General features: G+C 36.2%; 12 protein-coding genes and 1 pseudogene. 8 read left to right on the top strand and 5 right to left on the bottom strand.

The window, feature by feature from the left end:
* The first annotated feature begins 185 nt into the window (after positions 1–185).
* The 5 genes and pseudogenes from CWR45_RS17405 to CWR45_RS17385 all read left to right on the top strand — a co-directional run.
* Positions 186–1,565 carry a tetratricopeptide repeat protein gene (locus CWR45_RS17405; RefSeq protein ID WP_115751106.1) on the top strand — a complete coding sequence of 460 codons (1,380 nt, stop codon included), beginning with the start codon at positions 186–188 and terminating at the stop codon, positions 1,563–1,565.
* Between the two features lie 750 nt (positions 1,566–2,315).
* Positions 2,316–3,320 (top strand): GTPase, encoded by a 1,005-nt coding sequence (locus CWR45_RS17400; RefSeq protein ID WP_115751105.1) that lies wholly within the window; start codon positions 2,316–2,318, stop codon positions 3,318–3,320.
* A 294-nt stretch (positions 3,321–3,614) separates the two neighbouring features.
* A complete protein-coding gene (locus CWR45_RS17395) occupies positions 3,615–4,394 on the top strand; it encodes a DeoR/GlpR family DNA-binding transcription regulator (protein ID WP_115751104.1) in 780 nt (259 codons plus the stop codon).
* Positions 4,388–5,263: a Cof-type HAD-IIB family hydrolase gene (locus CWR45_RS17390; RefSeq protein WP_115751103.1), complete on the top strand. Its 876-nt coding sequence runs from the start codon at positions 4,388–4,390 to the stop codon at positions 5,261–5,263. Before CWR45_RS17395 ends, CWR45_RS17390 begins: the two co-directional genes overlap by 7 nt.
* 148 nt (positions 5,264–5,411) lie before the next feature.
* Positions 5,412–5,663, top strand: a pseudogene (locus tag CWR45_RS17385) (rhodanese-like domain-containing protein); the annotation flags it as partial.
* A 23-nt stretch (positions 5,664–5,686) separates the two neighbouring features.
* Here CWR45_RS17385 and CWR45_RS17380 read toward each other — a convergent pair.
* From CWR45_RS17380 to CWR45_RS17370, 3 genes are all read right to left on the bottom strand, one after another.
* Positions 5,687–6,406 carry an AAA family ATPase gene (locus CWR45_RS17380; protein ID WP_115751101.1) on the bottom strand — a complete coding sequence of 240 codons (720 nt, stop codon included), beginning with the start codon at positions 6,404–6,406 and terminating at the stop codon, positions 5,687–5,689.
* 67 nt (positions 6,407–6,473) lie between these two features.
* Positions 6,474–6,692 carry a hypothetical protein gene (locus tag CWR45_RS17375; protein ID WP_115751100.1) on the bottom strand — a complete coding sequence of 73 codons (219 nt, stop codon included), beginning with the start codon at positions 6,690–6,692 and terminating at the stop codon, positions 6,474–6,476.
* A gap of 156 nt (positions 6,693–6,848) precedes the next feature.
* On the bottom strand, positions 6,849–8,261 hold the full coding sequence (locus CWR45_RS17370) for a SpoVR family protein (RefSeq protein WP_115751099.1): 1,413 nt from the start codon (positions 8,259–8,261) through the stop codon (positions 6,849–6,851).
* 217 nt (positions 8,262–8,478) lie between these two features.
* Between CWR45_RS17370 and ymzB the strand changes: the two genes are divergently transcribed.
* Positions 8,479–8,844, top strand: coding sequence for a protein YmzB (gene ymzB / locus CWR45_RS17365; protein ID WP_115751098.1), 366 nt, complete (start codon positions 8,479–8,481; stop codon positions 8,842–8,844).
* 70 nt (positions 8,845–8,914) lie between these two features.
* Here ymzB and yhbH read toward each other — a convergent pair whose 3' ends face one another.
* Positions 8,915–10,078 carry a sporulation protein YhbH gene (gene yhbH / locus CWR45_RS17360; protein ID WP_115751097.1) on the bottom strand — a complete coding sequence of 388 codons (1,164 nt, stop codon included), beginning with the start codon at positions 10,076–10,078 and terminating at the stop codon, positions 8,915–8,917.
* A gap of 299 nt (positions 10,079–10,377) precedes the next feature.
* A complete protein-coding gene (locus tag CWR45_RS17355) occupies positions 10,378–12,273 on the bottom strand; it encodes a PrkA family serine protein kinase (RefSeq protein ID WP_115751096.1) in 1,896 nt (631 codons plus the stop codon).
* Positions 12,274–12,572: 299 nt separating this feature from the next.
* Here CWR45_RS17355 and CWR45_RS17350 point away from each other — a divergent pair, with 299 nt between their 5' ends.
* Both CWR45_RS17350 and CWR45_RS17345 read left to right on the top strand, forming a co-directional pair.
* Positions 12,573–14,099: a Ppx/GppA family phosphatase gene (locus CWR45_RS17350; protein WP_115751095.1), complete on the top strand. Its 1,527-nt coding sequence runs from the start codon at positions 12,573–12,575 to the stop codon at positions 14,097–14,099.
* Between the two features lie 252 nt (positions 14,100–14,351).
* Positions 14,352–16,448: an RNA degradosome polyphosphate kinase gene (locus CWR45_RS17345; protein ID WP_115751094.1), complete on the top strand. Its 2,097-nt coding sequence runs from the start codon at positions 14,352–14,354 to the stop codon at positions 16,446–16,448.
* The last annotated feature ends 310 nt before the right edge of the window (positions 16,449–16,758 follow it).

Raw genomic sequence — 16,758 nt, 5'->3', positions numbered from 1 at the left:
TATTATTTTTCAAATACAATCTGTGCTAAAATTAAAGAAATAGAGTGAAGATTTTCCTCTATTTGAAAAATCAGGTTCGGAAAACTATTGATTCACTTAGCGGGTAGCCTTCACCATCTTATAAATACAAGGATATCCAATCTTTCGTTACTAAAAACCGATGAACAAAAAGAGGGGGATTTTAGATGAAGAAGTTTCAATTCAAGATTCAAATGAATAAGAAGAATCTCAATCTAATTGCTGAAAAATTAACTTTCTATAAACAAAGTAAAATTATTGAAGCAACTGATCAAAAATCCAATTATTATTATTTAATATTCTATAAAGATGTGTTTATCAATGGAATGAAAACAACAAAAATAAAAATAAACTCTCATGTCCACCGGGCATTAACGAATGGCATCCATGTAAGTGGCACACATCCACTTACAATGAAATTAATTAACAAACAGAAATCTCTTACCTTTATCCAATTTAACCCGCTCTTCAAACAAATCCAGAAACACTATTCCAAACTTGAAACAATATTGATCTTCACTTTTTTTGATTCCTTCACGAAACCCGATTCCATCACTAAATTAATTCGAAGTACTTTTTATAATTATCGCCGGGAAGGGCAGCTCTTTGCTGCTTATCGACTGCTCCGAGTCTATTTAAACTATGACAGACAAAATCCGTTTGTCCAAGATATGATTCATAGTATGCAGTTTCAAGAGCACGAAATATTCTATCAAGAAATAGAAAATATTTACAAAAAAGATCCCCTCAATGCAGAGCTAATTTGTTTTGATGACCGATATGACCCTGATCATATATCAATTCTTTTTCAGCTCTACCGTTCAGAAGGCCGTTTGTTTGATGCACTCGCACTGCGAATTGATTTGCTGCATCACCAGTTTACTGAGGACCAATTCAAAGCAACGGAAGAATTAATAAAAGACTTTAATCAAGATGAACAGCTTGAGATCCTTCAAGATTTATATCATTCAAGCAGTAATCCAATGATTGAAGAAAAGCTATTGTCTCCCTTACTTGCAAGTGGGAAATCAAATGAGCTTATTCAGTTTATCTTAACAACAGCATACCAACCAACTAACGAACAGGTCCAATCGCTTGTAAACCATTTATCCGAAACAGATACGCATGTCCTTGCATCCTTCTTTACGGAATCAAATAAACGATTGCTATCCCTTAGCAATCATGACCCGAAAATATTAAATAAACTCGTCACACCTTTTGTTTCTTCCTTTCTCGAAGAAATTCCGTTAAAAGATATAATTGAATGGTTCACACCGTTCCATGAAGCAGGGATACATCTGCCAATTGAACAAAAATTATCAAAGATTAAAAACTTATCAGATGACCCTGATCAGCAATTTGAATTAGGAGAGCTCTATTTCCAATTCCACTTATTTGAAAAATCGATCGATTGCTTTAAATGGGAAATGGAATTATCACCGAATGACCCAAGACCTGTAACCTATTTATCTAAAATTTATCAAAAAATCGGCAATCAAGCCGAGTCAAATGCATATCAGCAATTGCTTATTCAGATGACGAAATAAGCGTTAGACCAGAATTGCTCGTTATAGAGTGCGGGTTATTCCATACGTGCATGAAGAGGGAAGTATATTACTTTTAAATCATAAAAAACTCGGGTTGCCGTCATTCCTTAAAGCGGCTACCGAGTTTTTTGATTTTTTGTGGATGTTTGCTTGGAGTAATTGCTTTAGAAGTTTTAAGGGTGAATCTTAAAAAACGAATCCCTGAATTAACAATATCATGAGAATCAATTTTAATTCACTTGGAGGATTTTTATTTACATGTCGTCTAAAGGCTTTATCTCGTCTTGAAGCTGTTACTATAAAACTCTTTATTTTTTTCAACATGACCATCAAGTTTTTCTAATAAGTAAGCGATCATTTTTTTCATGTTTCCACTCTCCTTTTCATGTTTACTATCTAATTATTATTCTCTCTGTTAAGTCTTATATATGCATCAGTATGCAATTCCATGTAGGGTCCCAAGATTTTCTTTAAAAACAATTTCATCACCGCTTCCCCCTTTCTAGTGGTTACTTTAATTATGAAGGGAACTGCCATATTTGACAAAGGCTGTGAAATCGATAACAATAGCCATGAAAACGAGAACAATATGTAAGAAAACGAAAACATCTCCAGTTTTCTTATAATTACTCTTCTTTCCTATTTTTTACTCATTATTTCATTTTTGAAAGCGTGTTTTATCTTTTAATATAAAAAATAGTGTGTTCCCTAGTGAATTTGGTAATATAAAGAGTAAGGAGCGTGGTCATCTTGGCAGAATTTAATGAGAAGGAATTCGAGCAAACCTATGAGCAAGAGACGGACAAGGTAAATGCACAGTTAGATGAAGAAATCTTGTTTGCAATGATTGGTGACGTGAATACAGGTAAATCTTCCACCGTTAATCTATTGATTGGCGATGAAGTTGCTCCTGTTGGTGCAAAGCCTGGTGAAACCATTCGCATTGATCGATATGTTTACCGAGATAAAATCATCTTTGTCGATACACCGGGCCTTGATGATATTAATAGTAAAAATTCCGAGGAAACATTGCATTTTTTCGAAGAGGCAGATGTTATCCTGTTCTTTCTAAATGCGGCTGGAACGGTCTTTTCAGAGGGTGAAAGAAAATCGCTCGAAATCATTGAAAAGAAAAATAAAAATATCCTGTTTGTCTTAAATAAAATTGATGCTGCGGATGATATTCCGAGTTTAGTAAAGTATGTAAAAGAGCATTCAAATAATCGCTATCAAGTTATACCAATCTCATCAAAATCTGGCGAAAATATCGATAAACTTAGAAACGAGATATTAAATATACTGAAAAAAAAGCATAAAGAGATCCAATTTGCACGGCTAATCAAAGAAAAATCATCCACTGCAAATAAGTGGATTCTTGCAGCTGCAGGTTCAGCGACAGCGATTGGTGCTGCGCCGATACCTGGTTCCGATTTTGTCCCATTGACCGGAATTCAAGTTGGATTGATGATTCGTCTTGCGGCATTATATGAGAAACCTCTTTCCAAAGAAAGAGCAAAAGAGCTAACGATCGCTACCATTACTGGAAATATCGGAAAAACTGTTTTCCGCCAGGTCATCAAGTTTATCCCTGGTGCAGGTTCTGTTGCAGGCGGAAGTATTGCTGGTGGAATGACGCTCGCATTAGGTTATGCAATTAAATATGCATACGAAAATAATATTGAGCTTGATGCAAGTTCATTAAAGCACTTATATGAAAGGTTTAAGAAGAAAGAGAAAGAGAAAGAAAATGTATAACACAGAAGGTATGTCAAAAGCATTCCTTCTTTCTATTTTAAATCTGTGCAGGTATGCTTTCTTCCCCTACTAATTAGCCCAAAAAAACTTACTCCTACAGACTATTTTCACATTATGAATATCAGCTGTTGAAATCATTTCCATTATACTAATCTCTGAACTGTGAAACTTAGGTTGAAATTCAGAATGTTATTTAATTTTAAGTATTTAACTTAGTTTAACTTAAATAACTTGATAATACGTAAAAGTGTTATATAATTACTTATAAATACTTACATTAATAGGTGTGATTTTATGTACCAAGAGGAAAGATTGTTAGCAATATTGGACTTTCTAAAAAAAAATAAGCGTATCACTGTTGAGCAAATATGTGAACTCTTTGATATTTCAAGAGATACTGCGAGAAGAGATCTCGTTAAGCTTGAAGAGGAAAAGTCAATAATTAGAACTAGGGGTGGAGCAATTCTGCCTTTAGCTCAGAATCATGTACCAAGTTATTCAAATCGACTAAAAACTGTATCTAAAGAAAAAGAACGTATTGGAAAAAAAGCTGCTTCATTAATATCTCCAGGCGATACAATAATTCTTGATACATCAACAACAGTTCAAGCGTGTGCAGAAAATCTGGTAAATATGGAGTGTACGGTGATTACGAATTCTATCAATCAGGCAGAAATATTATCTGCTAAAGATGCATTGAATATCCAGCTTTTAGGTGGAACATTACAGAAAGAGCATCGCTACTTATATGGCCTATCTGTAATTGAAAAGCTTTCTGAATACCATGTAGATAAAGCATTTATCGGCGTACTTGGTGTATCTGAAAAGGGACTAACTAATGTACATGAAGAAGATGGTGAAATAAAACGAAAGATGATCGAGCAGGCTAAACAAGTAATCGTCTTAGCTGATCATACAAAGTTAGGGAAAACAGGATTTTTCAAGTATGCAAATTTGAAGGATATTGACTTGTTAATAACAGATAAAACGCCATCAAAGGCTTTTAGAGATCTTCTGATAGAAAATAATATTGAGCTTTTAACTGCTGATGAGAGGGATGATCCATCATGGTAAAATTAATCGCGTTAGATTTGGATGGAACAACATTAAACGAAGAAAGTAAGATTAGCCGGAAAAATATAGAGGCAATCAAATTTGCACAGAAAAACGGTGTTGAGGTAGTTATCGCTACAGGACGTGCGTATTTTGATGTCAAGGATATTTTTAAAAAAACAGGCATTAAAACTTGGATTATCGGAGCCAATGGCGCGACGATTCACCGTCCTAACGGAGAACTTTATTCCGATATACCTCTCGCTAAACAAGATGCATTCGAAATCATGAGCTGGCTTGAAGAAGAGAATTATTATTATGAAGTATTCAGTAATCATGTTATTTACACACCGCAAAATGGGCGGGAGTTGTTGGCAATTGAAATCGATAGAGCAAAAAGTACAAACAGTGATGCTCAAATAGATCAACTGAAGATATCAGCACAAATCCAATTTAGTCAATCTGGTTTTTCGTTTATTGATTCCTATAAAGACCTGCTTGAAAAAGATGCAGATTACTATAATATCCTAGCTTTTACATTTGATGAAGAAAAGTTACAAATGGGCAAGGAAAAATTTAAGAACAGGAAGGACTTAACACTCGTTAGTTCTGCCAAACATAACTTTGAATTAGAGCACAAACATGCTTCAAAAGGTAATGCTTTAAAAATACTCGCAAACAAGTTGGGAATTAACATAGCGGATACTGCTGCTGTCGGTGATAGCTATAATGATCTGTCAATGTTACGCATTGCAGGAAAAAGCGCAGCAATGGGAAATGCAGACCAAGAAATAAAAGACTCTTGCCATGAAGTCACCCTCTCCAATCGGGATGATGGAGTAGCACATTTTATATATTCATTGCTTAACGAAAGCGTGAACGTCCATTAAATCATGGGTTTAAATCCTATTTGGCGTGACGCAATTGTGCGGCGTTACATTTAGGATTTTTACTATATATTGGGCACCTGTATTTAAGTATACAGGTGCTTTTTTTAGGTGCCTTTCGGAGAACCGTGAAGCATAAGTACTTGATGTACGGAATCAAACCGAATGGGATGAAGAACATATCGAACAGGCACAGCATATGATGCTCGGTACACTACAGAAACGCATCCGTGAATTAAAGCTAGATAAAAAAATTATCATCCATTGTAAGATAGGTATCCGTTCAGCCATCGGTGCAAGTATTTTGCAGGCAAACGACATTCTAAATGTAGCTAATATGACTGGTGGCTATTCTGCTTGGAAAGCAGATACCTCTCACCGCCCGGATTTAGTCAAACATTGAATTTACTTTCGTCTAATGAAAATTTAATCTTCCAATATATCTTTTAGAAACCGCTCTCTGTTGTCTAAGAAGTATTTTGTAATCTTATAATGATCGGTCATCTCATAGTCTATTTCCTCGATACAGCCATCATCAAAGCTTAAGATTGTCGCATCAGGATAACCTAATAGAATTGGTGAATGCGTTGCAATAATAAATTGGCAATCACCGTTAATCGTTAGATCATGGATGATTCTTAAAAAAGCCAATTGACGCTGCGGGGAGAGAGCAGCTTCTGGCTCATCTAATAAATAGATTGCATTTCCTTTAAATCGATTAAGAAACAGCGATAGGAAGGACTCACCATGAGATTGTTCGTGTAATGAACGTCCGCCATAATATTTATATCCACTCATATCCGTATCATCTACATGTGTTGCGAAATGGTAGAAGGATTCTGCACGGAGGAAGAACCCATTGGTGACCTTTGGCATCCAGGACAATGTAATATATTCACCTAAAGCAGCGTCAGCAGCATGTACAGTATAACTATTATTTCTGTTTCCTCCTGCTGTATTAAATTCACACTTATCTGCAATAGCTTCAAGCAACGTCGATTTCCCTGAACCATTTTCACCTACCAAAAAGGTGACATTCCGATTTAAATCAAGTTTGTCAAAACTTTTAATTGATGGAATAGTAAATGGATATTCGTGATAGGAAGGTATTTTTTCATGCTGGAGTGTAATTCTTTTTAGAAACATGGCGTACACCTACCGTTCGGCTCTATTTTCTAGTAATATGTTTTCTAATAATCTTAGTTTCTAGCTTCTAATGATTACACGCATTACACTGTTTTCTTTCAAAATCTGGATAACTATAATAGAAAAATTGCTGTGAAGCCTCTGATGAATCGATGCTGAACCAACCACCATCCCTTAGCTCCCGTTCTAAGCCCTTATATTTCGTTTCCTTTTTTACAATATATTTACAATCTGTATGATGAATTTTAATCGTCTTCGTTGATTTATCTATGTTGATCCAAAACAAAAAAATCACTCTCTTTTAAATCTATTTAACACTAATTATAATACACAAGCAGAGTGCTTGTCACTCCTCGAATCGTCCCGTTTTTTGTTGAATTGAATTGGAAAAATTAGGCTAGGAAGTGAATATATTCCAAGCCCAGTAATTATATCCAAGTTCTTACAGACTCCGCTTCTTCACTTCATCCCCATTGTACATATAAACAACTTTTCTATCCTCAACTACTGTTTCTATATGCACATTTCTTCCCCATAGCTGATAAATATATGGGAGCACATTTTCCAAATAGCGAAGATCCAGTTCTGTCCCCTCATACCCGTGCACTAAATATAATTCGCCATTTCGTGCATAGTCTCCATTCTCCACAACAATATATGGGAATCCACCATTTACCCGCATCGAAACTAATTGATCACGCACCTGTTCATAGTCTTTCTGTGTTATTCGGTAGTCTCTACCCTTTTTCTCAAATAAATATAAATCCTCCCGCTGAACCAATTCCTTCGTCAAATAGTTTCGGATAAAGGAAATATCCGATTCAATCTCCCTCACCTCAAAAATCTTTTCTCTCCCGGCATTTAACTTATAACCCATTCGCTTCATCTCTTCTGTTGGATTATTATATCGCTCCTCAATATCCTCAAAAATCTTAATGCCTAGATAGTACGGATTAATTGACGTACGTGAAGGCTGAACAACACCAGCATTCAACTTCGAGAATTCTATCGTTTCTTCTGTTGTTAAATCCATTTCCCTTAAGATTCGTTGATGCCAATAGGAAGCCCAGCCTTCGTTCATAATTTTCGTTTCAAGTTGTGGCCAAAAGTAAAGCATTTCTTCGCGCATCATCGTTAATATATCCTGCTGCCAATCCTCCAATTCGCGACTATGCTGTTCAATAAATAATAGTAAGTCCTTTTCTGGATTAGAAGGAAACTTTCTATCCTTCTTACTTCTCCGCTTTTTCTTTTCTACAGGTTTCTCTCCAATATTCCATAGATCATCATACACAGTTTTCCGAACGCTAGGTTCATCTTTCTCATCATCATCCTCTAATTGTTGGGGGAGCTTTGATTTAACAATCGATGGGTCAATATGCTCCTGAATAGAAAGAATCGCATCTAGAAATTTTTCCACTTCATCCTTCCCATAGTTTAATTCATAATCGGCAATACGTTCTGCTGTAGCCGTCATACTCTCTACCATGTCACGTCTTGTGTTGGAGAAGCGCACATTATTTTTGAAAAAGTCGCAATGGGCAAGTACATGGGCAATTATTAATTTGTTTTGGATTAGTGTATTCGTATTTAATAAAAATGCATAACACGGATTAGAATTAATGACTAGTTCATATATTTGGCTTAGTCCAAGATCATACTGTAACTTCATTCGATGAAACTGTTTGCCAAAACTCCAGTGTGTAAAACGGGTCGGCATACCATATGCTCCAAATGTATAAATTATATCAGCTGGACAAATCTCATAACGCATCGGATAGAAATCAAGACCAAATCCAGAGGCAATTTCCGTAATTTCCTCAATCGCACGACTTAGCTCCTTTGTTGTTGTCAAATAGGATCCCTCCAAATGTGCTTTTTATAGTCTATGACGCAAGTAGAAAAACATGAACAATGAAAAGATGATGAGCGTCATTCATTACTCTCTTTTTCCATAAATCCTGTATTAGTTTTTAACACAAGGGGAACTTAAGGAAAGAAGAATTTAAAATAGAATGTACGTTATATCATGTCATTCACAATATATACTGCAGATGCTGGAGGGATTTTTTATGGAAAAACGATTTTTATCAATTGAGGAATTTAATCAATTATTACAGCAATGGAACGGAGAATCCATTAAAATTGTAAAGCATGAACTGGATGACCTTGATGAAACACTTTTAGACCTGGATAGCCTCTCCTATTCGAATAATGATAATAGGGGCGATGGATATGAGGCTAGGCATTCCTTATACCTTAATGGCAGTGGAGTAATTGAAACAACTTCACATAATTACGAGACACTTCCCAAGGATTTTTACGAAATACCACTTGAAGATTCCACACTATATGAGTTTGACGGCTCTCGGTTCATTTTGAGTACAACAAGGGGCGTATATACGATTGAGATAGCAAATAATGAACATTATATGTAATTTAGTAAACTTGGCTGTCACCAAGCCATCTGGTGACAGCCAAGTTAAAGAATCCCCATATTTGGGGATTCTAGCTTACAGCCGTTTCTTTTATAAAGAAGCTCTTCATTGCATGGTATACATCGCGCTTTTCCTTTAATATATAATGCCGGAATTTCGGATCATCGATTGTTTTATATGCATTCATTAAGGTCGAATACCGATTATATCCGTTAACTTCACCATATCCAAACATTGCAGATACATCCATGATTTCATTTACGAGTTTGATACATTTTGGATTGTCAGAAGTAATATTCTCGCCATCGGAAAAATGGAATGGGTAAATATTATAGCGTGATGGATTATATCTTTCGTCGATAAGTTCTAATGCCTTCCTATAGGCTGAGGAACAAATCGTACCCCCGCTTTCTCCTTTAGAGAAGAAATCCTCTTCAGATACTTCCTTTGCCTCCGTGTGATGAGCAATAAACGCTATTTCTACCGTTTCGTATTTAGATCGAAGGAATTTTGTCATCCAGAAAAAGAAGCTTCTAGCCATATATTTCTCGAATGTTCCCATCGATGCACTTGTGTCCATCATCGCCAGTACAACAGCTTTCGATTCTGATTTGATTACTTCATTCCATGTTTTGAAACGCAGGTCATCATTATATATTGGCGTAATTCCTGGCCTTCCTTCTCTGGCATTTCTCCGGATCGCAGTCAAAATCGTCCGCTTTTTATCAATATTCCCCATCAGTCCTTTATTTCGTACATCATTGAATTCTATTTTTTCTGTCGTTATTTCTGCTTGTTCCTTTTTCTGCAGGTTCGGCAGCTCCAAATCTTTAAATAGTGCTTCCTCTACTTCAGCGATTGAAACCTCTGTTTCATAGTAGTCAGATCCAGCCTGATCACCCGCTTGGCGCCCTTTTCCTTGACCACTATCTCCTTCACCTGGTTCACGCGCAATGACATCCCCTACTTCACTATCCCCGTTTCCTTGACCAACTTGTTTTGATTTATCGTAGTTATAACGAATTTTATATTCATCTAATGAACGGATTGGAATTTTAATTACATCGCGGCCATTTGACATAATAATATTTTCTTCACTTATGAGATCAGGTAAATTATTTCGGATAGCTTCTTGAACCTTATCCGCATGACGTTGTTGATCTTGATAGCCTTTACGATGGAGAGACCAGTTTTCCTGGGAGACGACAAAATTATGTTCTTGCTTATCCTGCACTTTTCCCTCTCCTTTATAAATTGAATTTTCAGTAATTTGGATCCAGATAAAATACATTGTTCTGTAATGATTGCTTTCTTTATCATATGCTACTTGATACAAGTTATTGCAACGTTTACTTAAATTGATTGAAAAAAACAAGACTAACTAGTGAATTAGCCTTGTTTGACTTATAAGAAAGTATAGTATTCCTTCTTTACAATTCTTGTAACTAACAGGCCATACACCAGCTCCTGCGCCAACGAGACTTCGCACACCTCTCCATTGCTAAACTGCTTAGCCTTGGCTCTAACATTCCACTATCGATTTAACAAACTACCAACATAACGAAGTAATTCATTAGCAGACGTCGAATTATAGCCATATTCGTCAATCAATCTTGCTATTACTTCGTTAACCTTTTTAAGCTGTGATTCATCCGGTGTTTGTGAGGATGTCGTGATCTTGACAACGTCCTTTAAATCTGCAAATAATTTCTTCTGGATTGCTTCTCGTAATCGTTCATGAGAATTGTAATCAAATCGCTGCCCTTTTCGTGCAAAGGCAGAAAGTCGAATGAGAATTTCTTCGCGGAATGCCTTCTTCGCGTTTTCGGAAATACCAATTTGTTCTTCAATCGAACGCATTAACTTCTCATCTGGATTCATTTCTTCACCTGTAAGTGGATCACGGAGCTTATTCTTATTACAAAATGCCTCCACATTATCCAGATAATTATTCATCAAGCTCTTCGCCGATTCTTCATAAGAATAAACAAATGCTTTCTGCACTTCCTTCTTGGCAATCTCATCATATTCCTTCCTGGCAACGGCAATATAATTAATATATTTTTCTTTGTCTTCTTTTGAAATCGAAGGATGCTGTTCCAGCCCATCCTTTAATGATCGCAGGACATCAAGTGCGTTAATAGATGGAACCTCTTTACGAATAATTGTCGATGAAATGCGATTGATCACATAACGCGGATCAATTCCATTCATGCCTTCATCAGAATATTCTTTCTGCAGCTCTTCTAAATCGATTTTATTGAATCCTTCTACGTTTTCCCCATCATATAACCGCATCTTCTTCACTAAATCAATGCCTTGCTTCTTCGACTCCTTTAACCGAGTTAAAATAGAGAAAATCGCTGCAACTCTAAGTGCTCTAGGTGCAATATGAACATGTGCCATATCACTGCCCTTAATCATTTTTTCGTAAATTTTTTCTTCTTCACTTACTCGTAAATTGTACGGTATTGGCATGACAATAATACGTGAATGTAATGCTTCATTTTTTTTATTTGCAATAAAGGAGCGATATTCAGATTCATTTGTATGCGCTACAATTAATTCATCCGCACTAATGAGCGCGAATCGACCGGCTTTAAAATTACCTTCCTGTGTGAGCGATAACAAATGCCAGAGAAATTTTTCATCGGATTTTAATATTTCTTGGAACTCCATCATCCCACGATTGGCCTTATTTAACTCTCCATCAAAACGATATGCTCTTGGATCTGATTCCGAACCAAACTCAGCTATCGTCGAAAAATCAATACTGCCTGTTAAGTCAGCAATATCTTGTGATTTCGGATCGGAAGGACTAAAAGTACCTATTCCTACACGTTTATCCTCTGAGAAGAAGATACGCTCAATAATTACATCTTCAATCTTCCCATTATAATCTTGTTCGAGCCGCATTGTATTTAATGGGGATAAATTCCCCTCTATTCGAATTCCAAATTCCTCAAAAAATTCTTCCCGCAAATGCTGTGGAATCAAATGTAATGGATCCTCATGCATTGGGCACCCTTTAATCGCATAGACCGCACCTGCATCCGTTCGAGAAAATTCCTCTAACCCACGTTTTAATAGACTAACAATCGTGGACTTACCACCACTAACTGGTCCCATCAATAATAAAATTCGTTTGCGCACATCTAGCCTTTTAGCTGCTGGGTGAAAATATTCTTCTACTAAACGCTCAATTGCTTCTTCTAGACCAAATATTTCATCGCTAAAGAATTCATAGACTTTTTTCCCATCTTTCTTCTCTATCCCAGAATCCTTAATCATATTAAAAACGCGTGAATGAGCAGTTTGTGCCACTTCCGGCTTATCCCTAATAATCTCTAAATAATCTGCAAATGTGCCTTCCCATCGTAAGCGTCGTTCTTCTTCTCGATAGTTCTTTACTTTATTTAATATACTCATATGAACTCCCTCCATCTATGCAGCGATTTATATATCCTATGCGAGTACACCGCCTATCATGCTATAGAAGTTCTTAACCAGTAAGTATTCCGAGAAAGCAAGGATACCTGCTAAGGTTTATTCCCCAGGAAATATTTATCGAAGGTTAGAATATTTTGTCTTTTATAGCGATATATGCTCAGTTCGAAAATCAGCTTTACTGATAGGTCACAACCTAAATTGCATTATTGTTAAGAATTATCGCAATGTGACTTTTATTATTTCAACTGATATATTTATACTAAAGAAGAGGTGGTTTAATGCAAACTAAATATTATTCTATTATTGATATTGGTTCGAATACAATGCGACTCGTTGTGTATACAAAGGAAAAATCTGGTCGATTTCATGAAGTTGAAAATACAAAGGCTGTTGCACGATTACGTAATTATCTTACTTCTGATAATACACTCTCAAATGATGGGATCGAGCGAATGGTCAACATATTGCAAAGTTTCAAAGAAGTTGTCGATACATATGAGCTAAATGAACTTGTCTGTGTAGCAACAGCAACCATTCGACAAGCAAAAAATAATCAAGCAATCAAAGAGATAGTAAAAACAGAAGTAGGCTGGGAGATGCAAATCCTCTCGGAGAAGGAGGAAGCCTATTATGGTTACCTGGCCGTTGTTAATTCAACTTCGATTTCAGAGGGTATTACGATTGATATCGGTGGTGGCAGTACAGAAATTACATATTTTAAGAATCGTCAACTCGTTGATTCTCATAGTTTTCCTTTTGGAGCATTAACATTGAAGGATTTCTTAACGGATAACAAATCAATGGATAAAAAGCTTGTTAAATTACGCACCTATTTATTCGAGCAATTTAACACATTGGACTGGCTTGTAGATAAACAGGTACCTTTAATTGGCATTGGTGGAAGTGCACGTAACCTAGCTCAAATCCATCAATCACGTGAGAAATATCCACTCGCTGGACTTCATCAATATCAGATGAATGACAGTGATATCGCCGAAACTACATTCTACCTATCATCTTTATCTGATGAAGAGCTTGGGAAAGTCGAAGGATTATCCAGTGATCGAATTGATACAATAGTGCCTGCAGCGAATGTATTTCTTTGTCTTTACCAAATGATAGATGCAAAGACATTTGTACTTAGTAGAAAAGGATTACGTGATGGTGTATTTTATAAACGATTAACCAAACATTTGGAATCATCGCTGCATCCTAATGTACTCCAGGACAGCATTGAAGACTTAGTCCATGAATACAACTTAAATAAAACGCAAATTCATCATGTCCAAATTTTAACGAAGAAACTGCTTCAAGAGCTTCAAATTAACGGATTAGGCTCTTTGACAAGACAGGATTGGGAATTGCTCGATCGTGCCTGTTATGTATATCATCTAGGGCAATATATAGATTCTGAGTCTAGTGCACAGCATACCTTCTATTTACTTGCAAACCGGACAATCGATGGACTGATGCATATTGATCGATTGAAATTGGCATTAATTGCGTCCTATAAAAATAAGACAGTGTTTAAGCAATTTATTGATCCTTTTCACAACTGGTTCTTAAAAAAGGATAGAAAGAAGCTTTATACATTAGGTGCACTTCTTAAATTCACCTATTCCCTCGATGCGACAAAACGGCAGGTTGTACAAGATTTTGATTTTACGATTAGTAAAGGTGCAATTATACTGACGCTCTATTGTAACAGTGATTTTATGCCAGAGGAATACCAAGCAAATAAACAGAAAAAACATCTTGAAAAAGCGCTTCATAATACGATTGAGTTAAAATTTGTCCGGAATTAAGTCATTTGCTAATGAAGCAGGGAAAAATATACAAAAACTTAACATTCAAACGACATTATTCTACAATTTTTTAGTATAATTATATTTTGGGAAAATATAGTCAAACTTCATTTATCTGAAATTACTACAATGTTAGTTAATTTTAAATTTGACTGCTTCAGGCAGTCCCCTGCATAGAATTCTTAGGCTTGGGTTCTAAGATGTTCTTTAAGGGCTCACTTCCTGTTAATACAAGAAAAAAGGGTGGTAAGGATGGCCAATATAGAAAGAGACATTAACCTGGATAATCCACAATATTATAATAATCGCGAGCTTAGTTGGCTGGCGTTTAATAAACGTGTATTAGATGAAGCATTTGATTTAAAGAACCCTCTACTGGAGCGGCTGAAATTCATTGCCATCTTTGCTTCAAACTTAGATGAATTTTTTATGGTCCGAGTTGCTGGGCTTAAGGATCAGGTCCAAGCTGATTTCAATAAACCCGAGAACAAGGCAGGTCTAACACCAAAACAACAGTTAAATGCGATATCAAAGCAGAATCATGTCCTCGTAGAAAAACAATATGAAGGATATAACGTACTCCAGCATGCACTTGCTGGTAAGGAGATTTCCATCCTTGAAATGGGTGACCTTACACTTGAAGAAAAAGATAAACTAGAGGAATACTTCGACGAACAAATTTTCCCAATATTGACGCCAATGGCAATTGATGCATATCATCCATTCCCAATGCTGCTGAATAAATCAATTAACATGGCTGTTGTGCTTGAAGATACATATGAAATTGAGTTTAAAAGTAGAAAGAACGCAATTGTTCAAGTACCAGCTCTTTTAGACAGATATATCCAGATTGGTACTACGAATCGTTATATTTTATTAGAAGATATTATTTCTCATTTTCTTCATAAATTATTTAAAGGATATCGAGTTCATTCTGTTACAGAGTTCCGAATAACTAGAAATGCAGATATGACAATACATGAAGAAGGTGCTCGTGATTTACTGAAGGAAATTGAAAAGGAATTGCGCAAACGTAAATGGGGTGCTGCAGTTCGGCTAGAAGTCCGTAAAGGTAAATTTGATGATACAATCATAAGCTTTTTACTGAATGTACTTGAAATACATAAGAATGACCTGTACATTGTCGATGGTCCGCTTGATCTAACCTTCCTCTTCAGATTCTATAAAGATGCACTTGTTGACCATGAGAATTTAATCTACCAAACATTGATTCCTCAGCGACCAAAAGATATTGATAGTAAAGAAAGTATCTTCGAAGCTGCGGAAAAGAGAGATATTTTCCTACATCATCCATACGAATCATTTGCACCTGTTGTTGACTTAATAACAGAAGCTGCAATTGATCCTGAAGTTATGGCAATCAAGCAAACACTATACCGGGTTAGTGGCCATTCGCCAATTATAAAAGGTTTAAAGCAAGCTGCAGAAAATGGCAAGCAAGTAACGGTACTAGTTGAGCTTAAGGCAAGATTCGATGAAGAACAAAATGTGCACTGGGCAAAGGAATTAGAAAAAGCTGGCTGTCATGTAATCTATGGGATGAATTTCTTAAAAACTCATAGTAAAATTACCCTTATTGTTAGGAAAAGAAAAGAGAAAATCGAACGTTTTGTCCATTTAGGAACTGGAAATTATAATGATTCGACTGCTGATTTATATACGGATATGGGTCTTGTCACAACAAAACGCAAATTCGGTATTGATGCAACGAACTTTTTCAATTATTTAAGTGGCTTCACAGAAAAACCTGATTTCAATCATCTTTCCATGGCACCATTTGATATCCAAACTGATTTCATTCGTTATATTAATGACGAAATCAATTTCCATCATTTACGTGGGAATGGATATATTATTGCTAAGATGAATTCCTTAACAGACAAAGAAATAATTAAGAAATTTTACGAAGCATCCCAGGCTGGCGTTAAAATCGATCTAATTGTACGTGGAATATGTTGCTTGAAGCCTGGTATTGAAGGTGTAAGTGAGAATATTCGAGTTCGCAGCATCGTTGGCCGCTTCCTTGAGCATAGTCGTATTTTTTATTTCCATAGCGACGGCGATGAGAAATTATTCCTCTCGTCAGCGGACTTAATGACTAGAAACATGGCGAAGCGGGTAGAACTTCTTTTCCCAATTCACGAAACAACGGTTAAAAAGCGGATTAAAGAAGTATTGACTATCACCCTTCAAGACAATGTAAAAGCTCGTGAGCAGTCAAGCGACGGAACCTATCACTATGTCAAAGCAAAACCAGGTGAAACATTAATTGATAGCCAAATGACATTATATGATATGGCGTATGATGTGCTGGAGGATGAGGAGTAGAACTGTCTTGTTCTAGAATTGCTACCACTTCCTATAGTTTTGGATACATTTGAGGATTTAACAGCAGACATTTGTACTAATTCACATCATAATTATGCGAATTAGTACATGCCTCATTTTTGTATTGATACTGGACAGGTATTCGTTGGAGCTGAATTCTGGTATGGAACAAATCATTATCATAGGGAAAAGAACAAAAGCGCAAGCGCCCGTTTGTGCTGTGTAAGGATTGTGCCCCGCAGTTTGGGGTGGTTCGACGTGTGAACATACCTTCGAAGGAGATAATGGGAACTCTTTGGGAGCTGAAAGC

Origin of the sequence: Oceanobacillus chungangensis (genome assembly GCF_003369565.1) — a bacterium.
In the GTDB taxonomy this organism is placed as follows: Bacteria; Bacillota; Bacilli; order Bacillales; family Amphibacillaceae; genus Oceanobacillus; species Oceanobacillus chungangensis.
The sequence above is the reverse complement of the archived record's forward strand: the minus strand, read 5'-3'. Positions and strand labels throughout refer to the sequence as shown.